The following is a 25,142-nucleotide window of genomic DNA, read 5'->3' on the forward strand; positions in this document are numbered from 1 at the left end:
GCCGGACGGTGTCACGGCGCGGGCGCCGACTCGACGGACCCGACGCCGGGCGAGGCGACCACGGACCGTCGGCGGGCGGCGAGCAGGAGGCCCCAGCTCAGCACGATCGCGAGCACCCCGACGCCGATCGCGAAGAGGGCGATGCCGAACGAGACGACCGACGTGAACAGCGACGTGCGCAGGTACGATCCGGTCGCCGCGGTCTCGCGGAGCGGGTCGTCGCGGTCGAGCTCGGCGTACGTCTTGCCGTCGGTCATCGAGAGCACGTGCTGGCGGATCGCCTCGGCCTCGCTGTAGGCCGTGAGCGGCCCGGCGACCTCGGCGCCCGGGAAGAAGGGCGCGTCGTCGCTGACGGTGATCTGCTCGGCCCGCAGTTCGCTCGAGACCGCGACCCAGGCGATCGCGCCGACGAGGATGAACACGATCCCGAGGACGATGCCGATGATGCCGGCGGCGCGGATGCCCCCGGTCCCCTCGGCGCGGCTGGTTTCGACGGTCTGGCTCATGACTGGATTCCCCCCGGTCCCCATCGCGAGGCCCAGGCGCCTCACGCGACGCAATCTACCCGGCGCACTCCGGCGAGGGAAGCATCCGCTCGCCCGGCTAGGCTGGCCGCGATGACGAGACCGCGCAGCACCCGCCGTGCGGAGGGGTGCGCGTGATCGACATCCTCACCGGGTTCGCGGTGATCGGGCTCGCGGTGCTGGTCGGCTGGATCGCCGCCCGCAGCGGCGTCCTGCCGCCGGAGGCGCGCCAGGTGCTCGCCCGGCTGAACTTCTCGGTGCTCGGGCCGTTCCTGCTGTTCTCCGTGCTCTCGGCGGCCGACGTCGCCTCGCTGTTCTCGACGCTGCTGCCGGTCTCCGCGCTCGCGGCTGCGGCGATGATGCTGGTCTTCGCGCTGGTCTCCCTCCGCGTCTGGCGTCGCAGCGTCGGCCATACCGTCATCGGCTCGCTCGCCTCGGGCTACGTCAACGGCAACAACTTCGGCATTCCGATCGCGGTGTACATGCTGGGCGACGCCGCGTACGCGGCGCCGATCGTGCTGCTGCAGCTGCTGCTGTTCGCTCCGGTGGGGCTCGCGATCCTCGGGGCGCGGGTCGAGGGCCGCACCTCGGTGCGCCAGATCGTGCGCGGCACGCTGCTGAACCCGATCATCGTCGGCTCGCTGCTCGGCGTGGCGGTCGCCGTATCCGGGATCGAGCTGCCCGCGTTCGTCCGCGAGCCGGTCGATCTGATCGGCCATGCGGCGGTGCCGCTGATGCTCATCGCGTTCGGCATGTCGCTGCACGGCCGGCGGCTGCTGGAACCCGGCACCGACCGGCGCGACGTGCTCCTCGCGACGGCCCTGCAGCTCGTCGCGATGCCGGCGGCCGCGTGGGCGATCGGGGCGTTCGGGTTCGGGCTCGAGGGCCACGAGCTCTACGCCGTGACGGTGCTCGGCGCCCTGCCGACCGCGCAGAACGTGTTCGTGTTCGCGCAGCGCTACGACACGGCCGAGACGCTGGCTCGCGATACTGTCTTCCTCACCACCGCCGGGTCGTTGCCGGCACTCGTCATCGTCGCCCTGCTCCTCGGCGGGTGACGGCGGTGACGGCGGGCCGCGCGCGCCGGCGGGGGAACCGGCGGAGAGGATGAGGCATGCCGTTCCAGCGTGACGACGGGGGAGTCCTCGACGAGCTCGCCCTCGCGCAGCGCCCGGCGGACGGCGACCGGTTCGAGCTGCGCGAGCCGTTCGTCTACCTCGATCCCCGATCGGGCGTGAGGTACCGGGTCCCGGCCGCGGGGGAGGCGGACGCCCGTGCCACCGATCTCGCATCGGTGCCGCATCCGCTCTGGAGCCTCGTGGCGAGCTACGGCCGACAGTCGGCGCCGGCGCTCCTGCACGACCATCGCTCGCAGATCGCCGAGCAGCTGGCCGAGCGCGACCGGTCCGCGGCGCTCGCCCAGCGACGGGAGGACGACCGGGTGTTCCGCACGGCGCTCCGCGAGCAGGGCGTGCCGCTCGTCCGCGCGTGGCTGATGTGGGCGTGGGTCTCCGCCGATCGCGAGCGGACGTTCCGCGGCGCGCTCGGGTGGGTGTTCCTCGGGCAGGCGGTGCTCGGTGCGCTCGCGGTCATGGCGGGGATCGTGCTGGCGTGGTGGCATCCGGTGTGGCTCGCCCTCGCCGCGGGCGCGCTGCTCGCGGCGCTGCTCTGGGGGCGGCTCGCGCCGCTGCAGCTCCTGCTGACCGGCTCGGGTGCGGTGCTCGCGCCCATCGTCGTCGTCCACCTGGTGCCGCTCGCGGTGTTCCGCGGCATCGAGGCGGTGGTGGAGCTGGTGTCGGGCGGCGACCCGGCGGGGGTCGTCCGCCCGACGGTCGCTCAGCGGCGCCGGCGACGCAGCGCGCCGTAGGCGCCGAGCAGCTTCGGCACGACGACGTACACGGCGAGCGGCACGACGACGAGGGTGAGCACGAAAGCGCGCAGCACCGGATGCCACGACTCGGAGATCGGGGCGAGGGCGAGCATGCCGAGGCTGACGAGCGGGAAGATCGCGAGCCACGTGACGACGGCGCGGACGTGCACCGAGGGCGGCGTGACCCCGGGCGCGATGGGCGCGGTCGCGGGCGCCGGGTCGGGGACGACGGGGGTTGGGGTGGTGCTGGTCATGGGCGGCATCCATTCGGTCTGAAATTCCAACTGAATGGTTGTAAGTGAAGCACGCACGGGAGTATTCCGCAACTGTCTGGTTGGAAATTGATAGGATGCCGGTATGGCCTGGGACACCGAGCGCACGAAGCGGTTGCTGCTCGACGCCGCGACCGAGGAATTCACCAGGCACGGCCCGGCCGGCGCCCGGGTGGATCGCATCGCGGCGGCCGCGGGCGTCAACAAGGAGCGCATCTACCAGTACTTCGGCAACAAAGACGCACTGTTCCGGGCCGTGCTCCAGGCCGAGCTCCGGGCTTCGATGGACGACGTGCCCATGACGGGCACCGGGCCCGAAGCCGTCGGCGACTACGCCGGCCGCCTGTTCGACCACCACCTCGAGAACGGCCGCATCCCGCGGCTGGTGTTCTGGGAAGGACTCGAGCGCGGCGACGACCCGGGCGACGAGGAGCGCCTGCGCTACCACGCCAGGAAGCTCGACGCGTTCCAGGCCATGCTGCCCGGCGTCGCACGGCCGGCCGCCGCCGACCTGCTCCTCACCATCGTGAGCCTCGTGAACGCCTGGCCCGTGCTCGGTCAGCTCGACCGGTTCCTCTGCGGCACCGCCGAAGACGCGGGTGCCCGGGAGCTCTCGGAGCGGCGCGCCGCGCGCCGCCGGGCCGTCGTCGCGACCGTGACCGCGGCCGCCCGCGAGGCCGCCGAGAGCTGACGGCGGCGACCGGGACGAGTTCCGAGTTCAGGGGTATCCCTGATGTCCGGCGATCCGGGCGGGCGTAGCGTCGAACCCGATCGAGGCCGCCGCGCTGCAGGGGGAACTGTCTGCGGTGCCGAGATCACCGAGAGCCGGCCCCGCCAGGACCCCGAACGAATGGCGGAGGCCGGCTCCCCCATTCCGGGCGCCGCCGCCCCACCGACGGCGGGGTTCGCCGGCCGCCACCGCGCCGGGCCCGCTTCTCAGGGTCCGCCCCGGGTGGATCGAGGGGGTGCCACGGATGCCGCCGCGGCGCCGGCCCCGTACCGTCGGCCGAACCGGCAGCCCGCCGGACGGACCCGCACACCCGACCGCCGACCATCTGGAGCCCCCATGAACCCCACCGCCGTCGACGCCGACCGCCCCGTCCGCACCGTGACCTGGGACGACTTCCGTCGCGCCCTCCGGTTCGGCACCACCGGCGGCATCGTGGAGGCCATCCCCGCGATGACCGCGAAACGAGCGGAGCATCCCGAGGTGGGCGAGCCCGTCGGCCCGGCGGCCGAGTTCCCCGGCGGCCGCTACGCGCGCGAGTTCGAACGCGGCACGATCATCTGGACCGCTGACGCCGGAGCCGTGTGTCTGCACGGGATGGTGCGCGACATCTGGGTCCTGCTCGGCGGGCGGTCGGGCCGGCTCGGCCTCCCGCTCGGCGACGTGGCCACCGACGAGGCGTCGGGCGGCGCGGAGGCGGTGTTCGAGGGCGGCCGCGTGGCGTGGTCGGCGCCCGGCGGGCCGGTCGTGACGTTCGCCTGACGCCTGACGCTTGATGCGTGAGGCCTGCCGCCTGAGGCGTGACGCCCGGCGGCGGGGTGGGCGTGCGGACGCTCAGCCGCGATGCGGCAGACTCGACGGATGACCGAGCCGCTGCTCTCCCGCCTTCCCGAGGGCGCCGACGCCGACCCGGACGCGCTGTACGCCGGGTTCGTCGAGTGGGCCGAGGAACGCGGCCTTCCCCTCTACCCGGCGCAGGACGAGGCGGTCATCGAGCTGGTCTCCGGCGCGAACGTCATCCTCTCCACGCCCACCGGCACCGGCAAGTCCCTCGTCGCGGTCGCCGCCCACGCCGTCGCCGTCGCCCGGGGCGGACGCACGTACTACACCGCGCCCATCAAGGCGCTCGTCTCGGAGAAGTTCTTCCAGCTCGCCGACATCTTCGGCGCCGCGAACGTCGGCATGGTCACGGGCGACAGCTCAGTCAACGCCGATGCGCCCATCATCTGCTGCACCGCGGAGATCCTCGCGAACCTCGCCCTCCGCCAAGGATCCGACGCCGACATCGACCAGGTCGTCATGGACGAGTTCCACTACTACGGCGACCCCGACCGCGGCTGGGCGTGGCAGGTGCCGCTGCTCGTGCTGCACCGCGCCCAGTTCCTGCTGATGTCGGCGACCCTCGGCGACGTCTCGCCCATCGCCGAGGACCTCACCCGGCGGACCGGCCGCGAGACGGCGCAGGTCACCGGGGTCGAGCGGCCGGTGCCGCTGTCGTTCTCCTATGCGAAGACGCCCGTGCAGGAGACCGTCGAGGAGCTCCTCGAGACGCGGCAGGCGCCCGTGTACATCGTCCACTTCTCGCAGGCCGCCGCGATGGAACGCGCCCAGGCGCTGTCCTCCATCCGGGTGATCACCCGCGAGCAGCGCGACGAGATCGGCGAGGCGATCGGCGGATTCCGGTTCACGACCGCGTTCGGCAAGACGCTCTCCCGGCTGGTGCGGGCGGGCATCGGCGTGCACCACGCCGGCATGCTGCCCCGGTACCGGCGACTCGTGGAGACCCTCGCCCAGCGAGGGCTCCTGAAGGTGATCTGCGGCACCGATACCCTCGGCGTCGGCATCAACGTCCCGATCCGCTCGGTGCTCATCACCGCGCTCGCCAAGTACGACGGGCAGCGGATGCGTCAGCTGAGCGCTCGCGAGTTCCACCAGATCGCCGGCCGCGCCGGCCGCGCCGGCTACGACACGGCCGGCACCGTCGTGGTCCTCGCCCCCGAGCACGAGATCGAGAACGAGCAGGCGATCCGCAAGGCGGGCGACGACCCGAAGAAGCTGAAGAAGGTCGTGCGGAAGAAGGCGCCGGCCGGCTTCGTCACCTGGGGCGAGGGCTCGTTCGAGCGGCTCATCGGCGCCGACCCCGAGCCGCTCGTTCCCCAGCTGAAGCTCACTGCAGCGATGCTCATCAACGTCATCGCCCGCGGCGGCGACGTCGTGGGAGGCATCCGCTCGCTCGTCTTCGACAACCACGAGCCGCGCGCCCGGCGCTTCGCGCTCGCCCGCCGCGCACTGGAGATCCTGCGCACCCTCCGCGACGCCGGCGTCGTCGTGCTCGAGCGCGACGCCGAGACGGCGCTCGGCGTGCGGGTGCGGCTCACCGTCGACCTGCAGCCGAACTTCGCGCTGAACCAGCCGCTGTCGCCGTTCGCGCTCGCCGCGATCGAGCTGCTCGACCCCGAGACGAGCGAGCAGGGCACCGGGCACTACGCGCTCGACGTCGTGTCGATCATCGAGTCCACGCTCGACGATCCCCGGCCGATCCTCTCGCAGCAGGAGTTCCGCGCGCGCGGCGAGGCCGTCGCGGCCATGAAGCAGGACGGCGTGGAGTACGACGAGCGGATGGCGCTCCTCGAGGACGTGACCTACCCGAAGCCGCTCGCCGACCTGTTGACGCACGCGTTCGAGACGTTCGCGTCGAGCCAGCCGTGGGTGCGCGACTTCGAGCTGCGGCCGAAGTCGGTCGTGCGCGACATGTTCGAACGTGCGATGTCGTTCGGCGAATACGTCGCCCAGTACCAGCTCGCCCGCAGCGAGGGCCTGGTGCTGCGCTACCTCTCCGACGCGTACCGGGCGATCCGGCAGACCGTGCCCGACGAGGCGAAGGACGACGAGCTGCACGACCTCATCGAGTGGCTCGGCGAGCTCGTCCGCCAGGTCGACTCGAGCCTCGTCGACGAGTGGGCGGAGCTCGTCGATCCGACGCTGCACGACGAGGCCGCCGAGGAGGCCGTCGTGCCGCCCCCGCCGCCCTCCGTCGTCACGAACCGCCGCGCCTTCACGGTGCTCGTGCGCAACGAGCTGTTCCGCCGGGTGCAGCTCGCGGCGCTCGAGCGCGACGACGAGCTCGCCGAGCTCGACCCCGAGGTCGACTGGCCGGCCGCCCTCGACGCGTACTACGCGGAGCATGACGCCATCGGCGTCGACGCGGCGGCACGGTCGCCGCGACTGGTCGCGATCGATGAGACGGATGCCCCGGCCGGGCTCTGGCGCGTGGAGCAGACCCTCGACGACCCGGCGGGCGACCACGACTGGCGCATCCGTGCCGAGGTCGACCTGGTCGCGTCCGCGGAGGAGGGGGCCGCGGTGGTGCGTGTGACCGAGGTCGTCAGGCTGTAGCGGCGCGGCCGATCGGCCGTGCGGCGGTGCGCCGGGCCGGGCCTGGCTCGAGTGCCGGGTGACCGGTGCCGGGCGGCTCAGGCGAGGGCGAGCAGGCCCGCGGCGGCGAGGGCCAGCACGAGTCCGACCCACTGCACCGGCGCGATCCGCTCGCGCAGCACGATGGCCGCGAGCAGGATCGTGCCGGCCGGGTACATGGCGCCGAGGACCGCGGCGACCGAGAGGTCGCCCGCGCGGATGCCGCCGAGCAGCAGCGCGTTCGCCGCGACATCCACGAGGCCGCAGGCGATCGCGAGGCGGAGGCCGGTGCGCCGGGCGGCGGCCATCGCGGCCCCCGTCGAGGCCGCCGGCTGCGCGGCCGCGCCCGGCCGAGATCCGGCCGTGCGGCGCCGGCCGGTCGCGGTCGCGAACGCCACGAGTCCCGCGACCGCGAACAGCACCGCAGCGTCCGCGGCCCGGTTCATCACGAGGGGCACGAGCCCCGACTCGTCGGAGGTCTGGTCGATCACGATGTAGTAGGTGCCGATCGCGAGGCCCGAACCCGTCGCGAGCGCGAGCCCCCGCGCCGACGGCCGCACGGCGCCGCGCTCGGGGACGAACCCGACGAGGACGACGGCGACGAGCGCGACCGCGAGGCCCCAGCCGCCGAGCGGTCCGAGCCGCTCACCGGTGGCGAGGCCCCACGCCATCGGCACCACGGCCGAGACCACGGCGGTCAGCGGCGAGAGGATGCTCATCGGCCCGATCGCGAGCGCCGCGTAGAGCAGCCCGATCGCCGCCGCGTTCACGACACCCGAGAGCGCCCCCCACGCGACGTCCGGGCCATCCCAGCGCCCGCCGAGCAGCGGCAGCAGCACGATCAACGCGACGGCCCCGGTGATCGCGGCGATCGCGGCCGCGAGCACGGCGCCGATGCGCTTGGCGGCCAACCCGCCGAGGAAGTCGGCCGCGCCGAAGACGAGGGCGCCCGAGAGGGAGAGCACGGCGGTCAGCATCGGCGCCAGCCAACCCAGCGGGATCGGCGCCGTCCGGCGGCCCGTCGCCCTGCTCACATGAGCAGATTTCGGCGGTCGTTCACCCGCACTCTTCCGGCGCGACGGAGGCTGTGCCTAGGCTGGCCGCACTGCCCCGCCCCGCGACGTCTCCCTCGTCGCAGGGGACGTCGTCGGGGGCCCTCGGAGGAAACCCATGCATCGTCGGACCGCCCGGCGCCTGACCGGGGTGGCGCTGGCCACCACCGGGGCGCTCGCCATCGGAATGCTCGGCGCCGCGCCCGCCCAGGCCGCGCCCGAGACCATCAACCTCGTGACCGTGAACGACTTCCACGGCCGCATCGAGCGCGACGGAGCCGCGGGCGGCGTCGCCGCCCTCGCCACCGCCGTCAACCAGTTCCGCGCGTCGAACCCGAACACCGTGTTCGCGGCGGCCGGCGACCTCATCGGCGCCTCGACCTTCACCTCCTTCATCCAGCAGGACGTGCCCACCATCGAGGCGCTGAACGCGGCCGGGCTCGACGTCAGCGCCGCGGGCAACCACGAGTTCGACCAGGGCTGGGCCGACCTGCAGGGTCGGGTGCAAGACCTCGCCGACTGGGAGTACATCTCCTCGAACGTCTTCCTGAAGGGCACCGACGACACCGCGCTCGCCGAGTCGTGGACGACTACGCTGCCGAACGGCGTGACGATGGGCTTCGTCGGCGCCGTCACCGAGGAGCTGCCCTCGCTCGTGAGCCCCGCCGGCATCGCCGACCTCGAGGTGCGCGACATCGTCACGTCCGTGAACGCGGCCGCCGGGCGCCTGAGCGACGACGACCCCGCCAACGGCGAGGCCGACATCGTCGTGCTCCTCGTCCACGAGGGTGCGGCGACCACGAGCATCGCCTCGGCCACCGATCCGGCGTCGGCCTTCGGCCAGATCGTCCTCGGCGCGAGCGACGACATCGACGCGATCGTCTCCGGCCACACGCACCTCGCCTACAACCACGTCATCGACGGGCGCCCGGTCATCTCGAGCGGTCAGTACGGCGAGAAGTTCAGCAACATGGTGATCCAGTACGACCCGGTCACCGACGAGCTGCTCAGCATGCAGAACACCGTCTACGACGCGGCCATCAAGGACGCCAGGGGCAACGTCATCGGGTACAACTACACCGAAGACCCGGCGCTCGCGGCGCTGGTCGCCGGATACAAGGCCGACGCCGACGTGCTCGGCGCCGTCGAGCTCGGCGATATCACCGCCGACTTCAACCGCGCCCTCCAGCCCGACGTCGATGCGAACGGCAACCCGGTACCCGGCAAGACCGCCGAGTCCCGCGGCGCGGAGTCGACGCTCGGCAACTTCGTCGCCGACGTGCAGCTCTGGTCGGCGAACCAGGACGGCCAGGCAGACATCGCGTTCATGAACCCGGGTGGCCTCCGCACCAACCTCGCGTACGCGCCCGACGGCACGGTGACCTACCGAGAGGCCGCCAACGTGCAGCCCTTCGCCAACACCCTGTTCACCCTGACGCTCACCGGCGCGCAGGTGAAGCAGGTGCTCGAGGAGCAGTGGCAGCCGGCCGGCGCAAGCCGTCCCTTCCTGAAGCTCGGCGTGAGCGCGGGCCTCGAGTACACGTTCGACCCCGCCGCCCCGGCCGGCTCGCACATCACGGGCATCACGTTCAACGGCGCCCCGCTCGACCCGGCGGGCAGCTACCGCATCGTGGCGAACTCGTTCCTCGCCGCCGGCGGCGACAACTTCCCCACGCTCCCCAAGGGCACCGACCGCAGCGACACCGGCAAGGTCGACCTGCAGTCGATGGTCGACTGGTTCGCCGCGAACGGCGTCGCCACGCCCGATCTCGCCCAGCGCTCGGTCGGCGTGCACCTCTCCGGCCCCGACGCCGACGGGTACGACCCGGGCGACCAGCTGACGGTCGACCTCTCCGCGCTCGACTTCTCGACCACCGAGCCGGCCGCCGGCGAGGTCGTGGTCACGCTGGGCGGCGTCGAGCTCGGTCGTTCGACGATCGACCGCACGCTCGTCCGCCTCGTCGACGGCGTCGGCACGGCGAGCATCACCGCGGCGATCCCCGCGGGCCTCTACGGCTCGCAGGAGCTCGTGGTCTCGGTGCCCGCGACGGGCACCGAGGCCCGCCTGACGGTCGAGCTGAACCCCGAGCCGGTCGACACGTTCGTGTTCGGCATCGCCAACAAGCTCATCACCTCGAGCACCCAGCCGGTCACGTACTCGGGCGTGGTCGTCGCCGACGGCGGCGCCGCACCCGTGGGCACGATCACCGTCATGGACCGCGGCACGATGATGGCGACCATGGAGCTGACCGCCGACGCGAACGGCCGGTTCTCCGTCGACCTCGGCACGATGGACCGCGGCGTGCACCTGCTGCGCGTGGAGTTCTCGGGCGGCCCGGGCTTCGAGGACGCGCGGAGCCTGCCGTTCCCGGTGATCGTGAAGCGCTGATCGCCTGACCGCGACGCGGAACGGGCCGGTTCCCCCCACGGGGAGCCGGCCCGTTCCGCGTTCGCCGGCCAGCGGCTACGACGTACGGCCCGAAGCGCTGGGCACGTGCACCGCGCATCAGCGGTCAGCGGATCAGGGTCTCCGCCACCGCCGCGGTCGCCGTCTCGAACTCGCCCCGCCGAGCGATCACCTGGTGCGGGTCCCAGCCCTCGCCCGGAACCGAGGAGATGAGCAGCCGCGTGTACGGGTGCTGCGGCGAGCCGAGGACCTCGCGGGTCAGCCCCTGCTCCACCACCTCACCGCGATAGAGCACGAGCACGCGATCCGCGACCTCCTCGACGACCGCGAGGTCGTGGCTCACGAACAGCGCCGCGATGCCCGACTCCCGGCGGATCTCCGCGATGAGGTCGAGGATCTGCGCCTGCACCGACACGTCGAGCGCGGAGACGGCCTCGTCGAGCACGAGAACGGCGGGCTCCACTGCGAGCGCACGCGCGATGGCGACGCGCTGTCGTTGGCCGCCGCTCAGCTGGTGCGGCTTCAGCCCGCCTTGACGCTCGCTGAGGCGGACGCGGTCGAGCAATTCCGCCGCCCGCGTCTTCGCCCCGGTGCGATCGGCGAGGCCGTGCAGGCGGATCGCGGAGACGAGCGTCTGCTCGACGGTGAGCCGGCGGTCGAGCGATCCGTACGGATCCTGGAAGACCATCTGCGCCTGCCGCGCGCGGCGCAGTCTCGCCGTCCGGCCGCGGGCGGGGGAGAAGCGGTCCTCGCCCGCGATGACGAGGGAGCCCGAGTCGGCGCGTTCGAGGCCGACGAGCATCCGTGCGATCGTCGACTTGCCGGAGCCCGACTCGCCGACGAGGCCGAGCACCTCACCGGCCGCGATCCGGAACGAGACATCCGAGGCCGCGACGACCGGCGGTCGGCCGTGCCCCATGACGAATGCGCGGCGGAGACCGTTCGCCGTCACGACGGGCGGACGGCCCGGCGCCGCGGCGGCGGTGGTGTCGATCTCGATGCTCATGCGCTCGCCCTCCCGAGGCTCGGAACCGCCGCGAGCAGCGCCTTCGTGTACGGCTGCGTCGCCCCGTGGAACAGGGCGGGGCCCGCGAGCTCCTCGACGATGCGTCCCCGGTGCAGCACGATCACGCGGTCGCAGTACGCCGCGGCCAGGTGCAGGTCGTGCGTGATGAAGAGAATCCCGAGGCCGCGCTCACGCTGCTGGTCGCGCAGGATCGCGAGGACCTCGGCCTGGGTCGTGACGTCCAGCGCGCTCGTCGCCTCGTCGGCGAAGAGCAGCTGCGGACGTGTCGTGAGCGCGGCCGCGATGACCACCCGCTGCAGCATCCCGCCGGAGAGCTCATGGGGAAACTGCCGGAGCCGGTGCTGCGGCCGTGTAATGCCGACGGCGTCGAGGAGCTCCACGCCGATGCGGGTCGCCTCGTCCTTCCGGACGCCGTGCACGCGGACGAGCCGCTCCGTGAGCGAATCGCCGATCCGGCGGACCGGGTTCAGCGCACCGCGAGGATCCTGCTGGATCAGGCCAACCTCGCCGGCACGGATCTCCCGGAGCTCGCGTTCGCCGGCACCGAGCACGTCGCGTCCGGCGATGCGCACGCTCCCCGTGACGGTTGCGTTCGGCGGCAGCAGCCGGAGGGCTGCGCGTACGGTGCTCGACTTCCCCGAACCCGACTCGCCCACGAGGCCCACGGTCTCGCCGCGCTCGACGGTGACATCGACGCCGTCGAGGATCGCGGCGTCGCCGTACGCGAGGCGCAGCGCCTCGATCTGCAGCAGCGGGGCGGTCATGCGCGTGCCTCCAGACGCTCGGCCAGCCGGACGCCGACGATGTTCACGGCCACAACGACGGCCGCGATCGCGAGCCCGGGAACGAGGGTCGGCGCGAAGTGCCCGAGCACGATGCCGTCCTGCCCCTCCTGCACCATGAGGCCCCATTCCGAGCTCGGCGGCTGCGCGCCGAACCCGAGGTAGCTGAGCGTCGCGAGACTCATGAGCCCCTCGCCGAAGAGCACGACGAGGTACCCGAGCAGCGGCGGAGTCATGTTGGGCAGGACGCGGCGCACCGCGATGGCGAGCGGGGACACGCCCTGCACGCGGTACGCGTCGACATAGGGTCGCGCCAGCTCCGACAGGGCGATGCTCCGGGTGAACTTCGCGATGACCGGCGCGTACGCGAGGGCGAGGGCGAGGATCGCGGTCCACGGTCCCTTCCCGAACACGGCGACCACCAGCACGACGAAGAGCAGGCCCGGGAAGGCGAACATGACGTCCGTGATCCGTGCGAGCAGCACATCCACCCAGCCGCCGTTCCACGCGGCGACCAGGCCGATGGCGACGCCGAGCACGGTCGCCCCGGTGAGGAGCAGGAACGGGCCCATGAGACTCTCCCGGGTGCCGAGGAGCAACCGCGACAGCAGGTCCCGGCCGAGCTGGTCGGTGCCGAGCGGATGGGCGGCGCTCGGTCCGGCCCAGATCGCGGCGAAGTCGATGCGGTCGGGCGGGTACGGCGCGATGAGCGGCGCCAATGCGGCGACGAGGACGACGAGGGCGAGGAAGCCGAGCGAGATCCAGTACAGCGGGTCGCGTCGTCTCGCGAGCCCGTCGCGACGCGTCAGCGCCGTGGTGGCGGTCGTGGTCATGAGGTCTTCACCCGGTTTCCGATCCGCGGGTCGAGGAGGGGCAGGAGGAGGTCGACGACCGTTGTCACGATCATGTACGCGACGACCATGTAGAGCAGGACCGCCTGCACGACGGGGAAGTCGTGCGTGTTGATCGCGTCGACGAGGAGCGAGCCGATGCCGCTGATGCCGAACACCGACTCGACGACGACGGTGCCGGCGAGCAGGCTCGCGATGACGAGGGCCACCATCGTCACGATCGGTCCCCAGGCGTTGCGGAGCACGTGACGCACGACGACGGCCGCGCCGCCCATGCCGGTGCTTCGAGCCGCCTCGACATGCTCCGAGTCGAACTGCTCGACCATCGACTGCCGCGTGACTCGGCTCACGATCGCGAGCGCCCCGACCGACAGGGCGATCGCCGGCAGCGTCAGGTGGTGCAGGCCGTCGAGGAACCCGTCGCCGGCGCCTGTCACGGGGAACCAGCCGAGTTGCACCGAGAAGAACGAGACGAGCAGGATGCCGACGACGAACGACGGGAAGGATGCCGCGAGCGTCGTCGCGCCGACGATCGCCGAGTCGGTCGCCCGCCCGCGTCGGACGGCCGCCCAGACGCCGAGGCCGATGCCGACGACGGTGAACAGCACCGCCGCGTAGGCGACGAGCGCGAGGGTCGCCGGCATCCGGCTGGCCATGATGTCGGCGACGGGCTGGTGGTACTGGAAGGAGGTGCCGAGGTCGCCGCCGAGCGCGCCCGACAGCCACAACCAGTACTGCACGAGCAGCGGCTGGTCGAGGTGGTACTCGGCGCGCACCGCGGCGATGCGCTCGGGCGTGAGGTTCTCCGGGTTGCCGATGAGGAAGGTCACCGGGTCGCCGGGGGCCGCGTACATGGCCGCGAAGATGATGAAGGATGCCACCACCAGCGTCACGGCCATGCCCGCGACCCGCCTGAGCGCTGCGAGCATGCTCAGCCCTGCGCCGTTCCGAGGTCGGCGGCCCACGGGTAGTAGAGGTATGCCGCCGAGGACGGCACGCCCGTGAGGTCGGAGCGCAGCGCGAGCGTCGACGGGCTCTGCGCGACAGGGATCCAGGGCGTCGCCTCGACCCAGCGGCGCTGCAGCTCGATCGCGAGGTCGGCCCGTTCGGCGTCGTCGGTGGCGGCGAACGCCTCCTTCACGAGCGCGTCGTACTCGGGGTCGCTGAAGCCGACGAAGTTCACCGTGGCCGTCGACGCACCGTTCTTGTAGAAGCCGACCGGGTCGTTCTTGGAGATGTAGTACTCGTCGGAGAACAGATCGGCCTGACCGCGGACCGCGTCGTCGGAGTAGAAGTCGCCGTACTGCGCCGACGGGATGGTGACGATCTCCGCCTCCAGCCCGATGCTCTGCGCCGCGGCGACGAGCGCGTTCGAGACGACGTTGCGCACGGAACCGCCGTCGCTCGCGACGACGATCGGCTCGTCGGGGGCGCCGGCCTCCTCGATGAGCGCCTTCGCGGCGGCCAGGTCGTCAGCGCTCGGCGATGCGGGGGCACCTTCCAGTTCCTCGTAGGCGGCCTGGAAGGCCTCGGCCTCGTACCCCCAGGCGCCGGAGCCGATGGGCGTCTTCCACGGCTGAGCCAGACCGCCGAACGCGGCGGTGGCGATGCCCGTGCGGTCGAGGGCGAGCGAGAGCGCCTGACGGATGCGCTCGTCCGCCAGCGGTCCCCGCTCAGTCGCGAGCAGCACCCAGGCGTTCGTGGACGGGCCCTGCGCGAGCGAGACGGAGTCGACCGACTGGAGCGGGATCGCCGACGCGGGCGAATCCAGGTACGACCCGTCGGCCTCGCCCGCGGTGAGCGCGTTCACGACGGCGGACTGGTCGGCCCACCGGAACACGATCTCGTCGGCCAGCACCTCGCGCGAGGCATCCCAGTAGTGCTCGGCCTTCTCGATGGTGAGGCTCGTGCCGGGCTTCCATTCGCCGAGCGTGTACGGGCCGGAGCACGCGTCGGGCGTTCCCGGGGATCCGTACGCGTCGCCCTGCGCCTCGACGACGCGGGGGTTCAGCACCATGCCGCCGTTGCCGGCCATCGCCTGGATGAAGATCGCGTCGCGCTGGGCCATCGTGACCGTGATCTCGCGGTCGCCGGTCTGCTCCATCGCGACGACGTTCGCGTACTCGTCGGATTCGTCCGCGCCGTCGGCGGCGTGCCGCTGCATGCTCCAGAGCACGTCGGCGGCCGTCATGGGACTGCCGTCGTGGAAGGTGACGCCGTCGCGGATGGTGAACACCACGTGGGTGGCGTCGACCCATTCGGCCGACTCCGCGAGGTGCGGCACGGTGGTGAGGTCGGGCTGTACGGCCATCAGCCGCTCGCAGACGTTCGCGAACACCGTGTTCTCCGCGGCGCCGCTGTCGATGTCGAAGTCGAAGGTGGCGGGTTCGGCGGGCAGCATCCACGTCACCTGCTCGACGGGGCCGCGCGCCGCCGGTGTGCTGGGGCCGAACGGCAGATCCATGGCGGGGGTCGCGCTGGGTGCGGGGTCGCCGGCGGTGCAGCCGGTCAGCAGCAGGGCGCCAGCGGTCGCGATCGCGAGGATCGCGCCGCGGCTGCGGGTGGGGGTGGTCATCGGTGAGCCTCCATCGGCGTGGTGAGCAGGGGGGTGTGGCGGGAGCCCGGACCGTCGAAGACGTTCCAGGGCAGGATCTCGTACGGGTGGTCGCACGGCGTTCCGTTCGTGACGAAGTAGTCGCCGGTCGTGAGGTCGACGCAGCTGGAGAGCAGGGTCGACCACTGCCGCACCGCCGGACGTCGTTCGTCGGGGTGGGTGCAGACGGATTCGGGGTAGCCCAGGTGGTCGGACATGGCCGCGTGGATCCGTGCGAGCGCCTCGTCGCGCCCGGTTGCGGAGCGCACGTGCTCGAGGCCCTGCCGCGCCCGCGGCACGCGGAACAGGGAGTCGGCCGAGACGGGCCGGTAGCGGCCGGCGAGCTGGGGCGGCACGGAGGCCTGGTAGTGGTTGCCGTGCACCAGCAGACCCGCATCGGGGTAGACCCAGTCCACCCCGGCGGGCGTGATCTCGAGGTCGATCGAGAAGCCCGAGCGATCGGTCAGCAGTGCGTTGCTCGAGATGTGCGGCGTCGTGCGGACCAAGGTGTTGATCGCGTCGGGCAGTTCGCTCTGGTTGAGCGTCATGCGGCGGATGAAGGTCTGCGGGAGTCCGACCGTGCGGTCGAAGCGTCCGCCGAGGCCGTTGGCGTTCAGTGCGAGCCCGGCCGAGTTCACGCCATGTCGGCCGATCTGGCCGGCCTCCAGCTGCATGATGAGCGTCGGCAGCGGGTCCTGCACCACGCGCACCACGACGACGGTGGGTTGGGTGAGCGTCCGCCAGTCCCAGTTCTGCCCGGCGTAGACATGTCCGTCGCCCGAGGCATCCGCCGTGATCGAGAAGCTGGTGCAGCCGTCGGAGGCGTCGCGCTCGTCCTCTTCGGCGTCGGAGGCAGGCGTGCCGGTGGCCCGCTTCGACGAGGCCTGGTCGTAGATGATCTCGCCCCTGAGGTTCAGGACCATGAGGTCGAGCAGGTCGCGCCCGCTGCCCGCGGCGAGGCCTTCGAGCTCGGTGACGAGGTCGGGCGCGGCGTCGCGGCAGCGCGCGATCCAGGCCGTGGCGTGCTCGCGGGCGGCGGTCCAGGTGAGTCCGGCCTGCTGGCCGAACGCCTCCTCGTAGTAGCCGACGGCCTGGTCGATGAGGTCGGCGGCGCCCTCGCCGTACTGCGTGCCGCGCTCGAAGGGGGTGCCGCTCACCTCGAGGGTGCGGATGCTGGTGCTCGTCATCGGGCGACGTGGACCTCCCATGCCGGATACGATGAGCCCGGCTTCAGTGTCGGAATGTTTGTTACGAGTTAGGATGCTCGTGAAATGGATGATACGCAGAACGCACCCGCTGTAACAAGCGATACGCGAAATCCGGGCGTGATCGAACTGCGGACGCGTGTGCGCACCGCCTGGGACGGACTGTCCCGCGCCGAGCAGGCCGTCGGCGGCCTGCTCGCGGGCAGCACGGCCGAACGGATCCTCTTCGCCACGGCTGCCGAGCTCGGCACCGAGACCGGCACCAGCAATGCGACCGTGATCCGCACCCTGCAGAAGCTCGGCTACGCGGGCCTCGCCGAGGTCAAGCGACACGTCGCCGCCCCGTTCACCGAGGCGGTCGCCCCGGAAGAGCGGGTCAGGCAGCGACTCGACCGCGCGGGCGAGGATGTCGGCCGGATCGCCGAGAGCGTGTGGAACGAGGCCCACGACCAGCTCGAGCTGGCTCGCCGCTCGCTCCCGGTCGAGGACGCCACGGCCGCCGCCTCCCTCATCGCCCGGGCGGGACAGGTCTACACCTACGGCGTCGGCGCCTCGACGCTCGCCGCCGCGCATCTGGCGCTCCGACTCGGACGCGCCGGTCGCTCGGCGCGGCATCTGGACGCCGACGGCTTCCGGCTGGCCGATGGGCTGCTGCCCCTCCGCTCCGGCGACGTCGCCGTCGTGTTCGCGCCCGGGCGGGTCAATCCCGAGGTGGAGACCATCATCGGCCGCGCGCGCGAGGTCGGCGCGCAGGTGGTGCTCGTCACCGATGAGCTGCGCGATCGGCTCGGCTCCCGCGTGGCCGTCTCCCTGCACGCGCCGCACACGCCCACGGGGCTCACCGCCGAGGTGCTCGCCTCGATCCTGGTGGGCGACGTCCTCGCCCAGGTCGTGTCGGCGATGTCCCCGGAACTCGCCGTCGAGACGTCGCACACCCTCACGGTCCTCCGCAGCCGGCTCGGCTACTGACGGCGTCCACCTCTCCACACGCCGGCACGCCGGGGCGGTCGGCCGGGCCGCTCGCCCGCGGGCGGCGCCGTCGGCCCCCGTCGTTACACTCGAACGGATGACCCCCCGCGCCGATTCCGACCCGATCGACCCGCCATGGCTCGATTCCGGCGAGTGGGTGCCAGACGACCTCGTCCCGCCCGACGAGGACGACTGGGTTCCACCGCCCGACCCCGAGTTCCACCGGCCGGTCGCGAGCCGCGGCGGAGCGGGCGCGGCAACCGGGCAGGCCACCGGCGTCGCGCCCGCCCGGTTCGACGACCCGCTCGAGGCGCTCCGCACGGTCTTCGGCTACGACGCGTTCCGCGGCGACCAGGCCGAGATCATCGAGCATGTCGCGGCCGGCGGCGACGCCGTCGTGCTCATGCCGACGGGCGGCGGCAAGAGTCTCTGCTACCAGGTGCCCGCCCTCCTCCGCGAGGGCACCGGCATCGTGGTCTCACCGCTCATCGCGCTCATGCACGACCAGGTCGACGCGCTCGTGCGCAACGGCGTCCGCGCGGCGTACCTCAGCTCGAGCCAGCAGCCGGCCGAGCGCGCCGACGTCGAGCGGCGTTACCTCGCCGGCGAGCTCGACCTGCTGTACGTCGCGCCCGAGCGCCTGAACACCGAGTCGACGCTGCAGCTCATCGGTCGCGGGAAGGTCGCGCTCTTCGCCATCGACGAGGCGCACTGCGTGTCGCAGTGGGGGCACGACTTCCGCCCCGACTACCTCGCCCTCTCGGGCCTCGCCGAACGCTGGCCCGACGTGCCGCGCATCGCGCTCACCGCGACGGCGACCGAGGCCACGCACCGGGAGTTGACCGAGCGACTCTCGCTCGGCCGTGCCCGGCACTTCGTGGCGAGCTTCGACCGGCCGAACATCCAGTACCGCATCGCCCCGAAGCTCGAGGTCCGCAAGCAGCTGCTCGACTTCATCCGCACCGAGGGGCGCGACGCCGACGGTCGACCGGTCGCCGGCATCGTCTACGCGCTCTCGCGGGCGAGCACCGAGCGCATGGCCGACTACCTCCGGCAGCACGGCATCGACGCGGTCGCGTACCACGCCGGGCTCGACGCCGAGGTGCGCCGCAGCACGCAGGAGCGGTTCCTCCGTGAAGACGGCGTCGTCGTGGTCGCGACCATCGCCTTCGGCATGGGCATCGACAAGCCCGACGTGCGGTTCGTCGCGCACATCGACCTCCCGAAGTCCGTCGAGGGCTACTACCAGGAGACCGGCCGTGCGGGCCGCGACGGGCTGCCCGCCACGACGTGGCTCGCCTACGGCCTGCAAGACGTCGTGCAGCAGCGGCGCATGATCGACGAGAGTCCGGGCGACCTCGCGTTCCGGCGGCGGCTCGCGGCGCACCTCGACGCGATGCTGGCCCTCTGCGAGACGGTCGCGTGCCGCAGGCAGAACCTCCTCGCCTACTTCGGCCAGGCGAGCGAGCCCTGCGGAAACTGCGACACCTGCCTCGAGCCGCCGGCGTCGTGGGACGGCACGGTCGCGAGCCAGAAGCTGCTCTCGACGATCGTGCGGCTCCAGCGCGAGCGCAACCAGCGCTTCGGCGCCGGCCAGCTCATCGACATCCTCCGCGGGAAGCAGACGCCGCGCATCGAGCAGTACGGGCACGACCGGCTCGCGACGTTCGGCATCGGTCAAGAGCTGAGCGAGCCGCAATGGCGGGGCGTCGTCAGACAGCTGCTCGCCCAAGGGCTGCTGCAGTCGGTCGGCGAGTACGGCGTGCTGACGCTGACGGATGCCTCGGCCGAGGTGCTCACGGGCGCGCGCACCGTCGCCTTCCGCACCGAGCCCGATCGGCCCGTCCGGGGGTCGTCCCGCCGGTCGGCGGCGCCGGCATCCGCCGACCTCGAGCCGGCGCAGGCCGAGCTCTTCGAGGCGTTGCGCGCCTGGCGCGCCGCGGAGGCGAAGGAGCAGGGCGTTCCCGCCTACATCGTCTTCGGCGATGCGACCCTCCGCGCGGTCGCGGTGGCGAAGCCGACCGCGCTCGGAGAACTCGACGGCATCACCGGCATCGGGCAGAAGAAGCGCGAGGCCTACGGCGAGGCGCTGATCCGGGTGGTCGCCTCCGCTCGATAGCATGGCGCCACCGTCACCGGGAGGCGCCATGTCGCAGCAGTTCGGACCACAACGACCCATCGGCGTGACCATCGTCACCGCCCTCGTCTGGATCGGCGGCGTGCTCGACGTGCTCGCCGGCATCCTGTTGCTCGTGGCGTCGGCCGACGCTGCGGCGGCAGACGCCTTCGGCGGGACGGCAGGGCTCGTGACGGCGGCGATCGCCACCATCCTCGTCGGCGTGATCTCGATCGTGATCGGCTTCGGGCTGCTGCGGGTAACCCCGTCTCCCGAATCGCCGTCACGGTCATCGAGGCGATCTCGATCGCCATGTCCATCATGCTGGCGGTGATGCAGCCGGCGAGCCTGCTGAGCGAGCTCCTCAGTATCCTCGTCGCCGTCGCCGTGATCGCGCTGCTCTACACGCGGGAGTCCACGCGGTTCTTCAAGGATCTCGCGCCCGACGAGCCCGATGTCGACGCGCGCTGAGCCGGGCGCGCGGTTCTCGCCGCCCGGTGCCCGCACCCGCTAGCATCTGGCCAAGGGGGCGTCGCGCCGCGCGACGCGGGGGAGGATCCCATGGCTGATCGTTCGCTTCGTCCGGCCGGGGTGACGGTGGTCGCCGTCATCGCCTGGATCTCGGGCGCGCTCGACATGATCTCGGGCATCATCATGCTGTTCATGCTGCCGGTCGCGTCCGTCGTCGAGCAGTACGGCGGCAGCGGGCAGCTGCTCGCCGCGGCGATCGGCTCGATCATCGTGGGCCTCATCACCGTGATCGTGGCGGGGGGACTCCTGAACGGCAACCAGGCGGCCCGGATGATCGTCACCGTCCTGCAGGTGTTCTCGATCATCGGCTCGCTGTTCTTCGCGATCGCGTACCGCGAGACGCCGACGGCGTGGACCGAGTGGCTCGGCATCCTCGTCGCGGTGGTCGTGCTCATCCTGCTGTGGTCGCGGAAGGCGAGCGCGTTCTTCCGCAGCTGAGGCGCTCGGCCCGCCGCCCGGGCTTGTGGATCGTCCATGGTGCGGCTGTACCGGTTTTGTAGAGCCTCCACAGGCGTCAGCGATGACGTCCGAGGCCGGTTTGTAGGGCCGTGACCGACGTTTGCCGTGGCGTCGCACGCCCGTCCTACGTTGGAAGACGGCCACGAACGCTCATGGAGGACTTCCGATGGTAGACACGGCATCCCGTACCGAGACCGCCTCGCCGGAGGCGAGCGTCCCGCCCGTCCCCGGCAAGGCGGCGAGCGCACCGGTCCCCGCACCGCCGGCTTCGGCCCGTCCGTCGGGACCGACCGTCGATGTGGCGGCCCTCGGCCGCCAGCTGCTCGGCACGTGGGCCGATATCCGGCTCGAGGCGCGCGAGCGCGCGGCGAAGCCCGACCTGCAGCGCATCGAGGGCCAGACGATGGCCGAGCACCGCCAGCGGGTGTACGAGCAGCTGAAGATCCTCGTCGAGCACGGCGCCGTGCAGAAGGCCTTCCCCAAGTCCCTCGGCGGGCAGGACGACCACGGCGGCAACATCGCCGCGTTCGAGGAGCTCGTCATCGCCGACCCGAGCCTGCAGATCAAGTCGGGCGTGCAGTGGGGTCTGTTCGGTGCCGCCGTGCTCCACCTCGGCACCCAGACGCACCACGAGCGGTTCCTGCCGGCGATCATGTCGCTCGAGGTGCCCGGCGCGTTCGCGATGACGGAGACGGGGCACGGGTCGGATGTCGCGGCGATCGGCACCACCGCCACGTACGACGAGGCCACCCAGGAGTTCGTCATCAACACGCCCTTCCGCGGAGCATGGAAGGACTACCTCGGCAACGCAGCCGTCCACGGTCAGGACGCGGTCGTCTTCGCGCAGCTCATCACGAAGGGCGTGAACCACGGTGTGCACGCCTTCTATGTGCACCTGCGCGACGCGGACGGCGAGTTCCTGCCCGGCGTCGGCGGGGAGGACGACGGACTGAAGGGCGGCCTCAACGGCATCGACAACGGCCGGCTGCACTTCACCGACGTGCGCGTGCCGCGCGACTACCTGCTGAACCGCTACGGCGACGTCGCGCCCGACGGCACGTATTCCAGCCCGATCCAGAGCCCTGGCCGGCGCTTCTTCACGATGCTCGGCACGCTGGTGCAGGGCCGCGTCTCGCTCGACGGCGCCTCGACGGCCGCCGCGGCGATGGCGCTGACCATCGCGATCCGCTACGGCACGCAGCGCCGGCAGTTCAACGGCGCGAGCGAGACTGACGAGGAGGTGCTGCTCGATTACCAGCGGCACCAGCGGCGTCTGCTGCCGAAGCTCGCCACGGTGTACGCGCAGACCTTCGCGCACGACGAGTTCCTGGTGAAGTTCGACGCCGTCTTCTCGGGCAAGGCCGCGAGCGATGAAGACCGCGAAGACCTCGAGACCATCGCGGCGGCGCTGAAGCCCCTGTCGACCTGGCACGCGCTCGAGACGTTGCAGGAGGCGCGCGAGGCGTGCGGCGGCGCGGGCTTCCTCGCCGAGAACCGTCTGGTCGGCCTCCGGCAGGACCTCGACATCTACGTCACCTTCGAGGGCGACAACAACGTGCTGCTCCAGCTGGTCGCGAAGCGGCTGCTGACGGACTACTCCAAGCAGTTCAAGGAGGCGGGCTTCGGCGTGCTCGCGCGGTACGCCGTCGGGCAGGCCGCCGACAAGGCGCTGCACGGCGTGGGCCTCCGCCGGCTCGGCCAGAACCTCTCCGACCTCGGCTCGACGGCCCGCTCCGTGACCGGGCTGCGCGACGAGCAGACCCAGCACGAGCTGCTCGCCGACCGCGTCGAGACGATGATCGCCGAGATCGCCGGCCGCCTGCGCGAAGCGCGGAAGCTGCCGAAGGCCGATGCGGCCGCCGTGTTCAATCGCAACCAGAACGAGCTCATCGAGGCCGCCCGCGCCCACGCCGAACTGCTGCAGTGGGAGGCGTTCACCCGCGCGCTCGGCCGCACGACGGATCCCGGCACGAAGCAGGTCCTCACCTGGGTGCGCGACCTGTTCGGCCTCGGGCTCATCGAGAAGCACGCGGCGTGGTACCTCATCAACGGACGGCTCTCGCCGCAGCGGGCGCAGGCGGTGACGGCGTACATCGACCGCCTCCTCGAGCGGCTGCGTCCGTACGCGCTCGACCTGGTCGACGCGTTCGGGTACACCGACGAGCACCTGCGGGCGAAGATCGCCTCCGGTGCCGAGCAGGCGCGTCAAGACGAGGCCCGCGCCTACTACGCGGAGCAGCGCCGGGCGGGCACGCTCCCCGTCCCGGAGAAGAAGGCCAAGGCGAAGAAGTAGCGCGAGGCGGCGACCGGGGCGCGATGCGGCAGACTGAGGCCGTGTCGCGCCCTGTCCGTGTCCTCCTCGCCGTCCTCGGCGTGCTCGCGCTGCTGGTCGTCGTGTTCCTCGTCTACGCGCACACCGTGATGATGGGCGAGCGCCCCGCCGCGCTCCGCGCGTGGACGGACGACGCGGTCGAGATCACCTCGACCGAGACGGGCATCGTCATCGCGCCGGTCGAGGGCGACACGGGCGAAGGGCTCGTGTTCGTGCCGGGCGCGAAGGTCGACCCGTACGCGTACCTCGACAAGCTCGCCGGCGTCGCCGAGGCATCCGGACTCACCGTCGTGATCACGAAACCGACCCTCAATCTCGCGTTCTTCGACACGCGACCGCTCGCGGCGTTCACCGCGCTCGCACCCGAGGTCGACCGCTGGTACGTCGGCGGCCACTCCCTCGGCGGGGTGCGGGCCTGTCAGTTGGCGGCGGATGAGGAGGCTGTCGGGCTCATCCTGTTCGGCTCGTACTGCGCCACCGACCTCTCCGAGTCCGACCTCCGAGTGCTGAGCGTGTCGGGTACCGCCGACGGGCTCTCGACACCGGCGAAGATCGACGCCGCCAGCGGGCTCCTCCCGGCCGACGCCGTGTTCACCGAGCTCGAGGGCGTCAATCACGCGGACTTCGGCGATTACGGGGCGCAGCCCGGCGACGGCGCATCCGGCGTCGATGACGAGACGGCGCGCCGGCTCATCGCCGAGGCGGTCGCCGACTTCGTCGACTGAGACCTCCGCGGAGCGGAGCGTCGCGGCTACTCGGCGGGCGGCTTCATGATGGCGCCCGCCGCGACGCCGACGACGACGCCGGCCGGCAGCCACAGCCAGAACCCGGTCCAGAGGCTGATGCCGACGCCCACGAGCAGGCCGACGATCGCGCCGACGATGAGCTGCGTGCGTCGCGCCCGCGACATGGGTTCGGCCATGCCGACAGCCTACGCCGCGGCATCCCGTCAGATGAGGCCGAGCTCGCGCACCGCGTCGCGTTCGTCGGCGAGCTCGGCGACGGATGCCGCGATCCGGTCGCGCGCGAACGCGTCGAGCTCGAGCCCGGGGACGATCCGCCAGGCGCCGCCCTCGCTCGTCACCGGGAACGACGAGACGAGGCCCTCCGGCACACCGTACGAGCCGTCGGAGACGACGGCCGCGCTCGTCCAGCCGCGGTCGCCGGTGCCGAGCACCCAGTCGCGCACGTGATCGATCGTCGCCGAAGCGGCCGAGGCCACCGACGAGGAACCGCGGACCTCGATGATCTCCGCGCCGCGCTTCGCGACGCGCGGGATGAACTGCTCCTCGAGGTGACGCCTCGCCCCCTCGACGCCGCCGAACCGCTCGGCGAGCAGCTCCGGCACGGGCCGGCCGCCCGACGTGGCGTGCGAGACATCCGGGAACTGGGTCGCCGAGTGGTTGCCCCAGATCGCGACATCGCGGATGCCCCGGACCGGGGCGCCGAGCGCCGCGGCGAGCTGGCCGAGCGCGCGGTTGTGGTCGAGCCTCGTGAGCGCGGTGAACCGGTCGGCGGGGACATCCGGCGCGTTGGACCGCGCGATCAGCGCGTTGGTGTTCGCCGGGTTGCCGACCACGACGACGCGCACATCGGATGCCGCGTGGTCGTTGATCGCCCGGCCCTGCGGGCCGAAGATGCCGCCGTTCGCGGCGAGCAGGTCGCCCCGCTCCATGCCCGGTCCGCGGGGACGCGCGCCGACGAGCAGGGCGAGGTTCGCGCCGTCGAACGCGGTCGCGGCGTCGTCGGTGACGTCGACGGCGTCGAGCAGGTCGAACGCGCCGTCCTGCAGTTCGAGGGCCGCGCCCTCGGCCGCGCGCACGCCCTGCGGGATCTCGAGCAGGCGGAGGCGGACGGAGGTCTCCGGCCCGAACATCGCGCCTGACGCGATGCGGAACAGCAGCGCGTAGCCGATCTGGCCTCCGGCGCCGGTGATGGTGATCGTGACGGGTGCCTGGCTCATACCGCGAGCCTACGCCGGGCACTCCGAGGCGGCCTCTACCGTTGCGGC

The 25,142-nt window shown here is 72.1% G+C and carries 24 protein-coding genes; 13 read left to right on the forward strand and 11 right to left on the reverse strand.

What is annotated here, in order from left to right; all coding sequences use genetic code 11:
- Positions 1-11: 11 nt before the first annotated feature.
- The gene (locus ABIQ69_RS03435) at positions 12-506 is read right to left on the reverse strand and encodes an aromatic ring-opening dioxygenase LigA (protein WP_350349008.1); all 495 of its coding nucleotides are present in this window, start codon (positions 504-506) and stop codon (positions 12-14) included.
- 152 nt (positions 507-658) lie between these two features.
- On the opposite strand from ABIQ69_RS03435, the gene ABIQ69_RS03440 reads away from it, so the two are divergent.
- Both ABIQ69_RS03440 and ABIQ69_RS03445 read left to right on the forward strand, forming a co-directional pair.
- Positions 659-1,582, forward strand: coding sequence for an AEC family transporter (locus ABIQ69_RS03440; protein ID WP_350349009.1), 924 nt, complete (start codon positions 659-661; stop codon positions 1,580-1,582).
- 56 nt (positions 1,583-1,638) lie between these two features.
- The gene (locus ABIQ69_RS03445) at positions 1,639-2,391 is read left to right on the forward strand and encodes a DUF1353 domain-containing protein (protein WP_350349010.1); all 753 of its coding nucleotides are present in this window, start codon (positions 1,639-1,641) and stop codon (positions 2,389-2,391) included.
- On the opposite strand, the gene ABIQ69_RS03450 is transcribed toward ABIQ69_RS03445, so the two are convergent.
- Positions 2,361-2,657, reverse strand: coding sequence for a hypothetical protein (locus ABIQ69_RS03450; RefSeq protein ID WP_350350066.1), 297 nt, complete (start codon positions 2,655-2,657; stop codon positions 2,361-2,363). The genes ABIQ69_RS03445 and ABIQ69_RS03450 overlap by 31 nt on opposite strands.
- Before the next feature lie 94 nt (positions 2,658-2,751).
- On the opposite strand from ABIQ69_RS03450, the gene ABIQ69_RS03455 reads away from it, so the two are divergent.
- From ABIQ69_RS03455 to ABIQ69_RS03465, 3 genes are all read left to right on the forward strand, one after another.
- The gene (locus ABIQ69_RS03455; RefSeq protein ID WP_350349011.1) at positions 2,752-3,357 is read left to right on the forward strand and encodes a TetR family transcriptional regulator; all 606 of its coding nucleotides are present in this window, start codon (positions 2,752-2,754) and stop codon (positions 3,355-3,357) included.
- 375 nt (positions 3,358-3,732) lie between these two features.
- Positions 3,733-4,155, forward strand: a complete 423-nt coding sequence (locus ABIQ69_RS03460) for a hypothetical protein (protein WP_350349012.1) — start codon at positions 3,733-3,735, stop codon at positions 4,153-4,155.
- A gap of 99 nt (positions 4,156-4,254) precedes the next feature.
- On the forward strand, positions 4,255-6,789 hold the full coding sequence (locus ABIQ69_RS03465; protein ID WP_350349013.1) for a DUF3516 domain-containing protein: 2,535 nt from the start codon (positions 4,255-4,257) through the stop codon (positions 6,787-6,789).
- A 77-nt stretch (positions 6,790-6,866) separates the two neighbouring features.
- On the opposite strand, the gene ABIQ69_RS03470 is transcribed toward ABIQ69_RS03465, so the two are convergent.
- The gene (locus ABIQ69_RS03470) at positions 6,867-7,784 is read right to left on the reverse strand and encodes an EamA family transporter (RefSeq protein WP_350349014.1); all 918 of its coding nucleotides are present in this window, start codon (positions 7,782-7,784) and stop codon (positions 6,867-6,869) included.
- 193 nt (positions 7,785-7,977) lie between these two features.
- Here ABIQ69_RS03470 and ABIQ69_RS03475 point away from each other — a divergent pair, with 193 nt between their 5' ends.
- Complete coding sequence (locus ABIQ69_RS03475; protein ID WP_350349015.1) at positions 7,978-10,248, forward strand: bifunctional UDP-sugar hydrolase/5'-nucleotidase; 2,271 nt, start codon at positions 7,978-7,980, stop codon at positions 10,246-10,248.
- 124 nt (positions 10,249-10,372) lie between these two features.
- Here the strand turns inward: ABIQ69_RS03475 and ABIQ69_RS03480 are convergent, their stop codons facing one another.
- Genes ABIQ69_RS03480 through ABIQ69_RS03505 form a run of 6 tightly spaced genes read right to left on the reverse strand, consistent with a single transcriptional unit; the run spans position 10,373 to position 16,706 of the window.
- A complete protein-coding gene (locus ABIQ69_RS03480; RefSeq protein ID WP_350349016.1) occupies positions 10,373-11,272 on the reverse strand; it encodes an ATP-binding cassette domain-containing protein in 900 nt (299 codons plus the stop codon).
- Positions 11,269-12,057, reverse strand: a complete 789-nt coding sequence (locus ABIQ69_RS03485) for an ABC transporter ATP-binding protein (protein WP_350349017.1) — start codon at positions 12,055-12,057, stop codon at positions 11,269-11,271. Before ABIQ69_RS03485 ends, ABIQ69_RS03480 begins: the two co-directional genes overlap by 4 nt.
- Positions 12,054-12,908 carry an ABC transporter permease gene (locus ABIQ69_RS03490; RefSeq protein WP_350349018.1) on the reverse strand — a complete coding sequence of 285 codons (855 nt, stop codon included), beginning with the start codon at positions 12,906-12,908 and terminating at the stop codon, positions 12,054-12,056. Before ABIQ69_RS03490 ends, ABIQ69_RS03485 begins: the two co-directional genes overlap by 4 nt.
- The gene (locus ABIQ69_RS03495; protein WP_350349019.1) at positions 12,905-13,855 is read right to left on the reverse strand and encodes an ABC transporter permease; all 951 of its coding nucleotides are present in this window, start codon (positions 13,853-13,855) and stop codon (positions 12,905-12,907) included. Before ABIQ69_RS03495 ends, ABIQ69_RS03490 begins: the two co-directional genes overlap by 4 nt.
- A gap of 2 nt (positions 13,856-13,857) precedes the next feature.
- Positions 13,858-15,501: an ABC transporter substrate-binding protein gene (locus ABIQ69_RS03500; protein ID WP_350349020.1), complete on the reverse strand. Its 1,644-nt coding sequence runs from the start codon at positions 15,499-15,501 to the stop codon at positions 13,858-13,860.
- Positions 15,498-16,706, reverse strand: a complete 1,209-nt coding sequence (locus tag ABIQ69_RS03505; protein ID WP_350349021.1) for a C45 family peptidase — start codon at positions 16,704-16,706, stop codon at positions 15,498-15,500. Before ABIQ69_RS03505 ends, ABIQ69_RS03500 begins: the two co-directional genes overlap by 4 nt.
- Before the next feature lie 84 nt (positions 16,707-16,790).
- Between ABIQ69_RS03505 and ABIQ69_RS03510 the strand changes: the two genes are divergently transcribed.
- The 7 genes from ABIQ69_RS03510 to ABIQ69_RS03540 all read left to right on the forward strand — a co-directional run bounded on the left by ABIQ69_RS03510 (position 16,791) and on the right by ABIQ69_RS03540 (position 23,856).
- Entirely contained in the window at positions 16,791-17,693 is a 903-nt protein-coding gene (locus ABIQ69_RS03510; protein WP_350349022.1) for a MurR/RpiR family transcriptional regulator, read from the forward strand.
- 97 nt (positions 17,694-17,790) lie between these two features.
- A complete protein-coding gene (recQ, locus tag ABIQ69_RS03515) occupies positions 17,791-19,812 on the forward strand; it encodes a DNA helicase RecQ (protein ID WP_350349023.1) in 2,022 nt (673 codons plus the stop codon).
- Positions 19,813-19,840: 28 nt separating this feature from the next.
- Positions 19,841-20,143: a hypothetical protein gene (locus ABIQ69_RS03520; RefSeq protein ID WP_350349024.1), complete on the forward strand. Its 303-nt coding sequence runs from the start codon at positions 19,841-19,843 to the stop codon at positions 20,141-20,143.
- Entirely contained in the window at positions 20,122-20,280 is a 159-nt protein-coding gene (locus ABIQ69_RS03525) for a hypothetical protein (RefSeq protein ID WP_350349025.1), read from the forward strand. The genes ABIQ69_RS03520 and ABIQ69_RS03525 overlap by 22 nt, the downstream gene beginning before the upstream one ends.
- 90 nt (positions 20,281-20,370) lie before the next feature.
- Positions 20,371-20,778, forward strand: coding sequence for a hypothetical protein (locus ABIQ69_RS03530; protein ID WP_350349026.1), 408 nt, complete (start codon positions 20,371-20,373; stop codon positions 20,776-20,778).
- A gap of 187 nt (positions 20,779-20,965) precedes the next feature.
- Entirely contained in the window at positions 20,966-23,092 is a 2,127-nt protein-coding gene (locus tag ABIQ69_RS03535; RefSeq protein ID WP_350349027.1) for an acyl-CoA dehydrogenase, read from the forward strand.
- Positions 23,093-23,133: 41 nt separating this feature from the next.
- Positions 23,134-23,856, forward strand: coding sequence for an alpha/beta hydrolase (locus tag ABIQ69_RS03540; RefSeq protein WP_350349028.1), 723 nt, complete (start codon positions 23,134-23,136; stop codon positions 23,854-23,856).
- Between the two features lie 26 nt (positions 23,857-23,882).
- On the opposite strand, the gene ABIQ69_RS03545 is transcribed toward ABIQ69_RS03540, so the two are convergent.
- Positions 23,883-24,053: an HPP family protein gene (locus ABIQ69_RS03545; protein ID WP_350349029.1), complete on the reverse strand. Its 171-nt coding sequence runs from the start codon at positions 24,051-24,053 to the stop codon at positions 23,883-23,885.
- Positions 24,054-24,080: 27 nt separating this feature from the next.
- The gene (locus ABIQ69_RS03550; RefSeq protein ID WP_350349030.1) at positions 24,081-25,094 is read right to left on the reverse strand and encodes a malate dehydrogenase; all 1,014 of its coding nucleotides are present in this window, start codon (positions 25,092-25,094) and stop codon (positions 24,081-24,083) included.
- Positions 25,095-25,142 lie beyond the last annotated feature (48 nt).

Source organism: Agromyces sp. G08B096 (assembly GCF_040267705.1).
Classification (GTDB): domain Bacteria; phylum Actinomycetota; class Actinomycetes; order Actinomycetales; family Microbacteriaceae; genus Agromyces.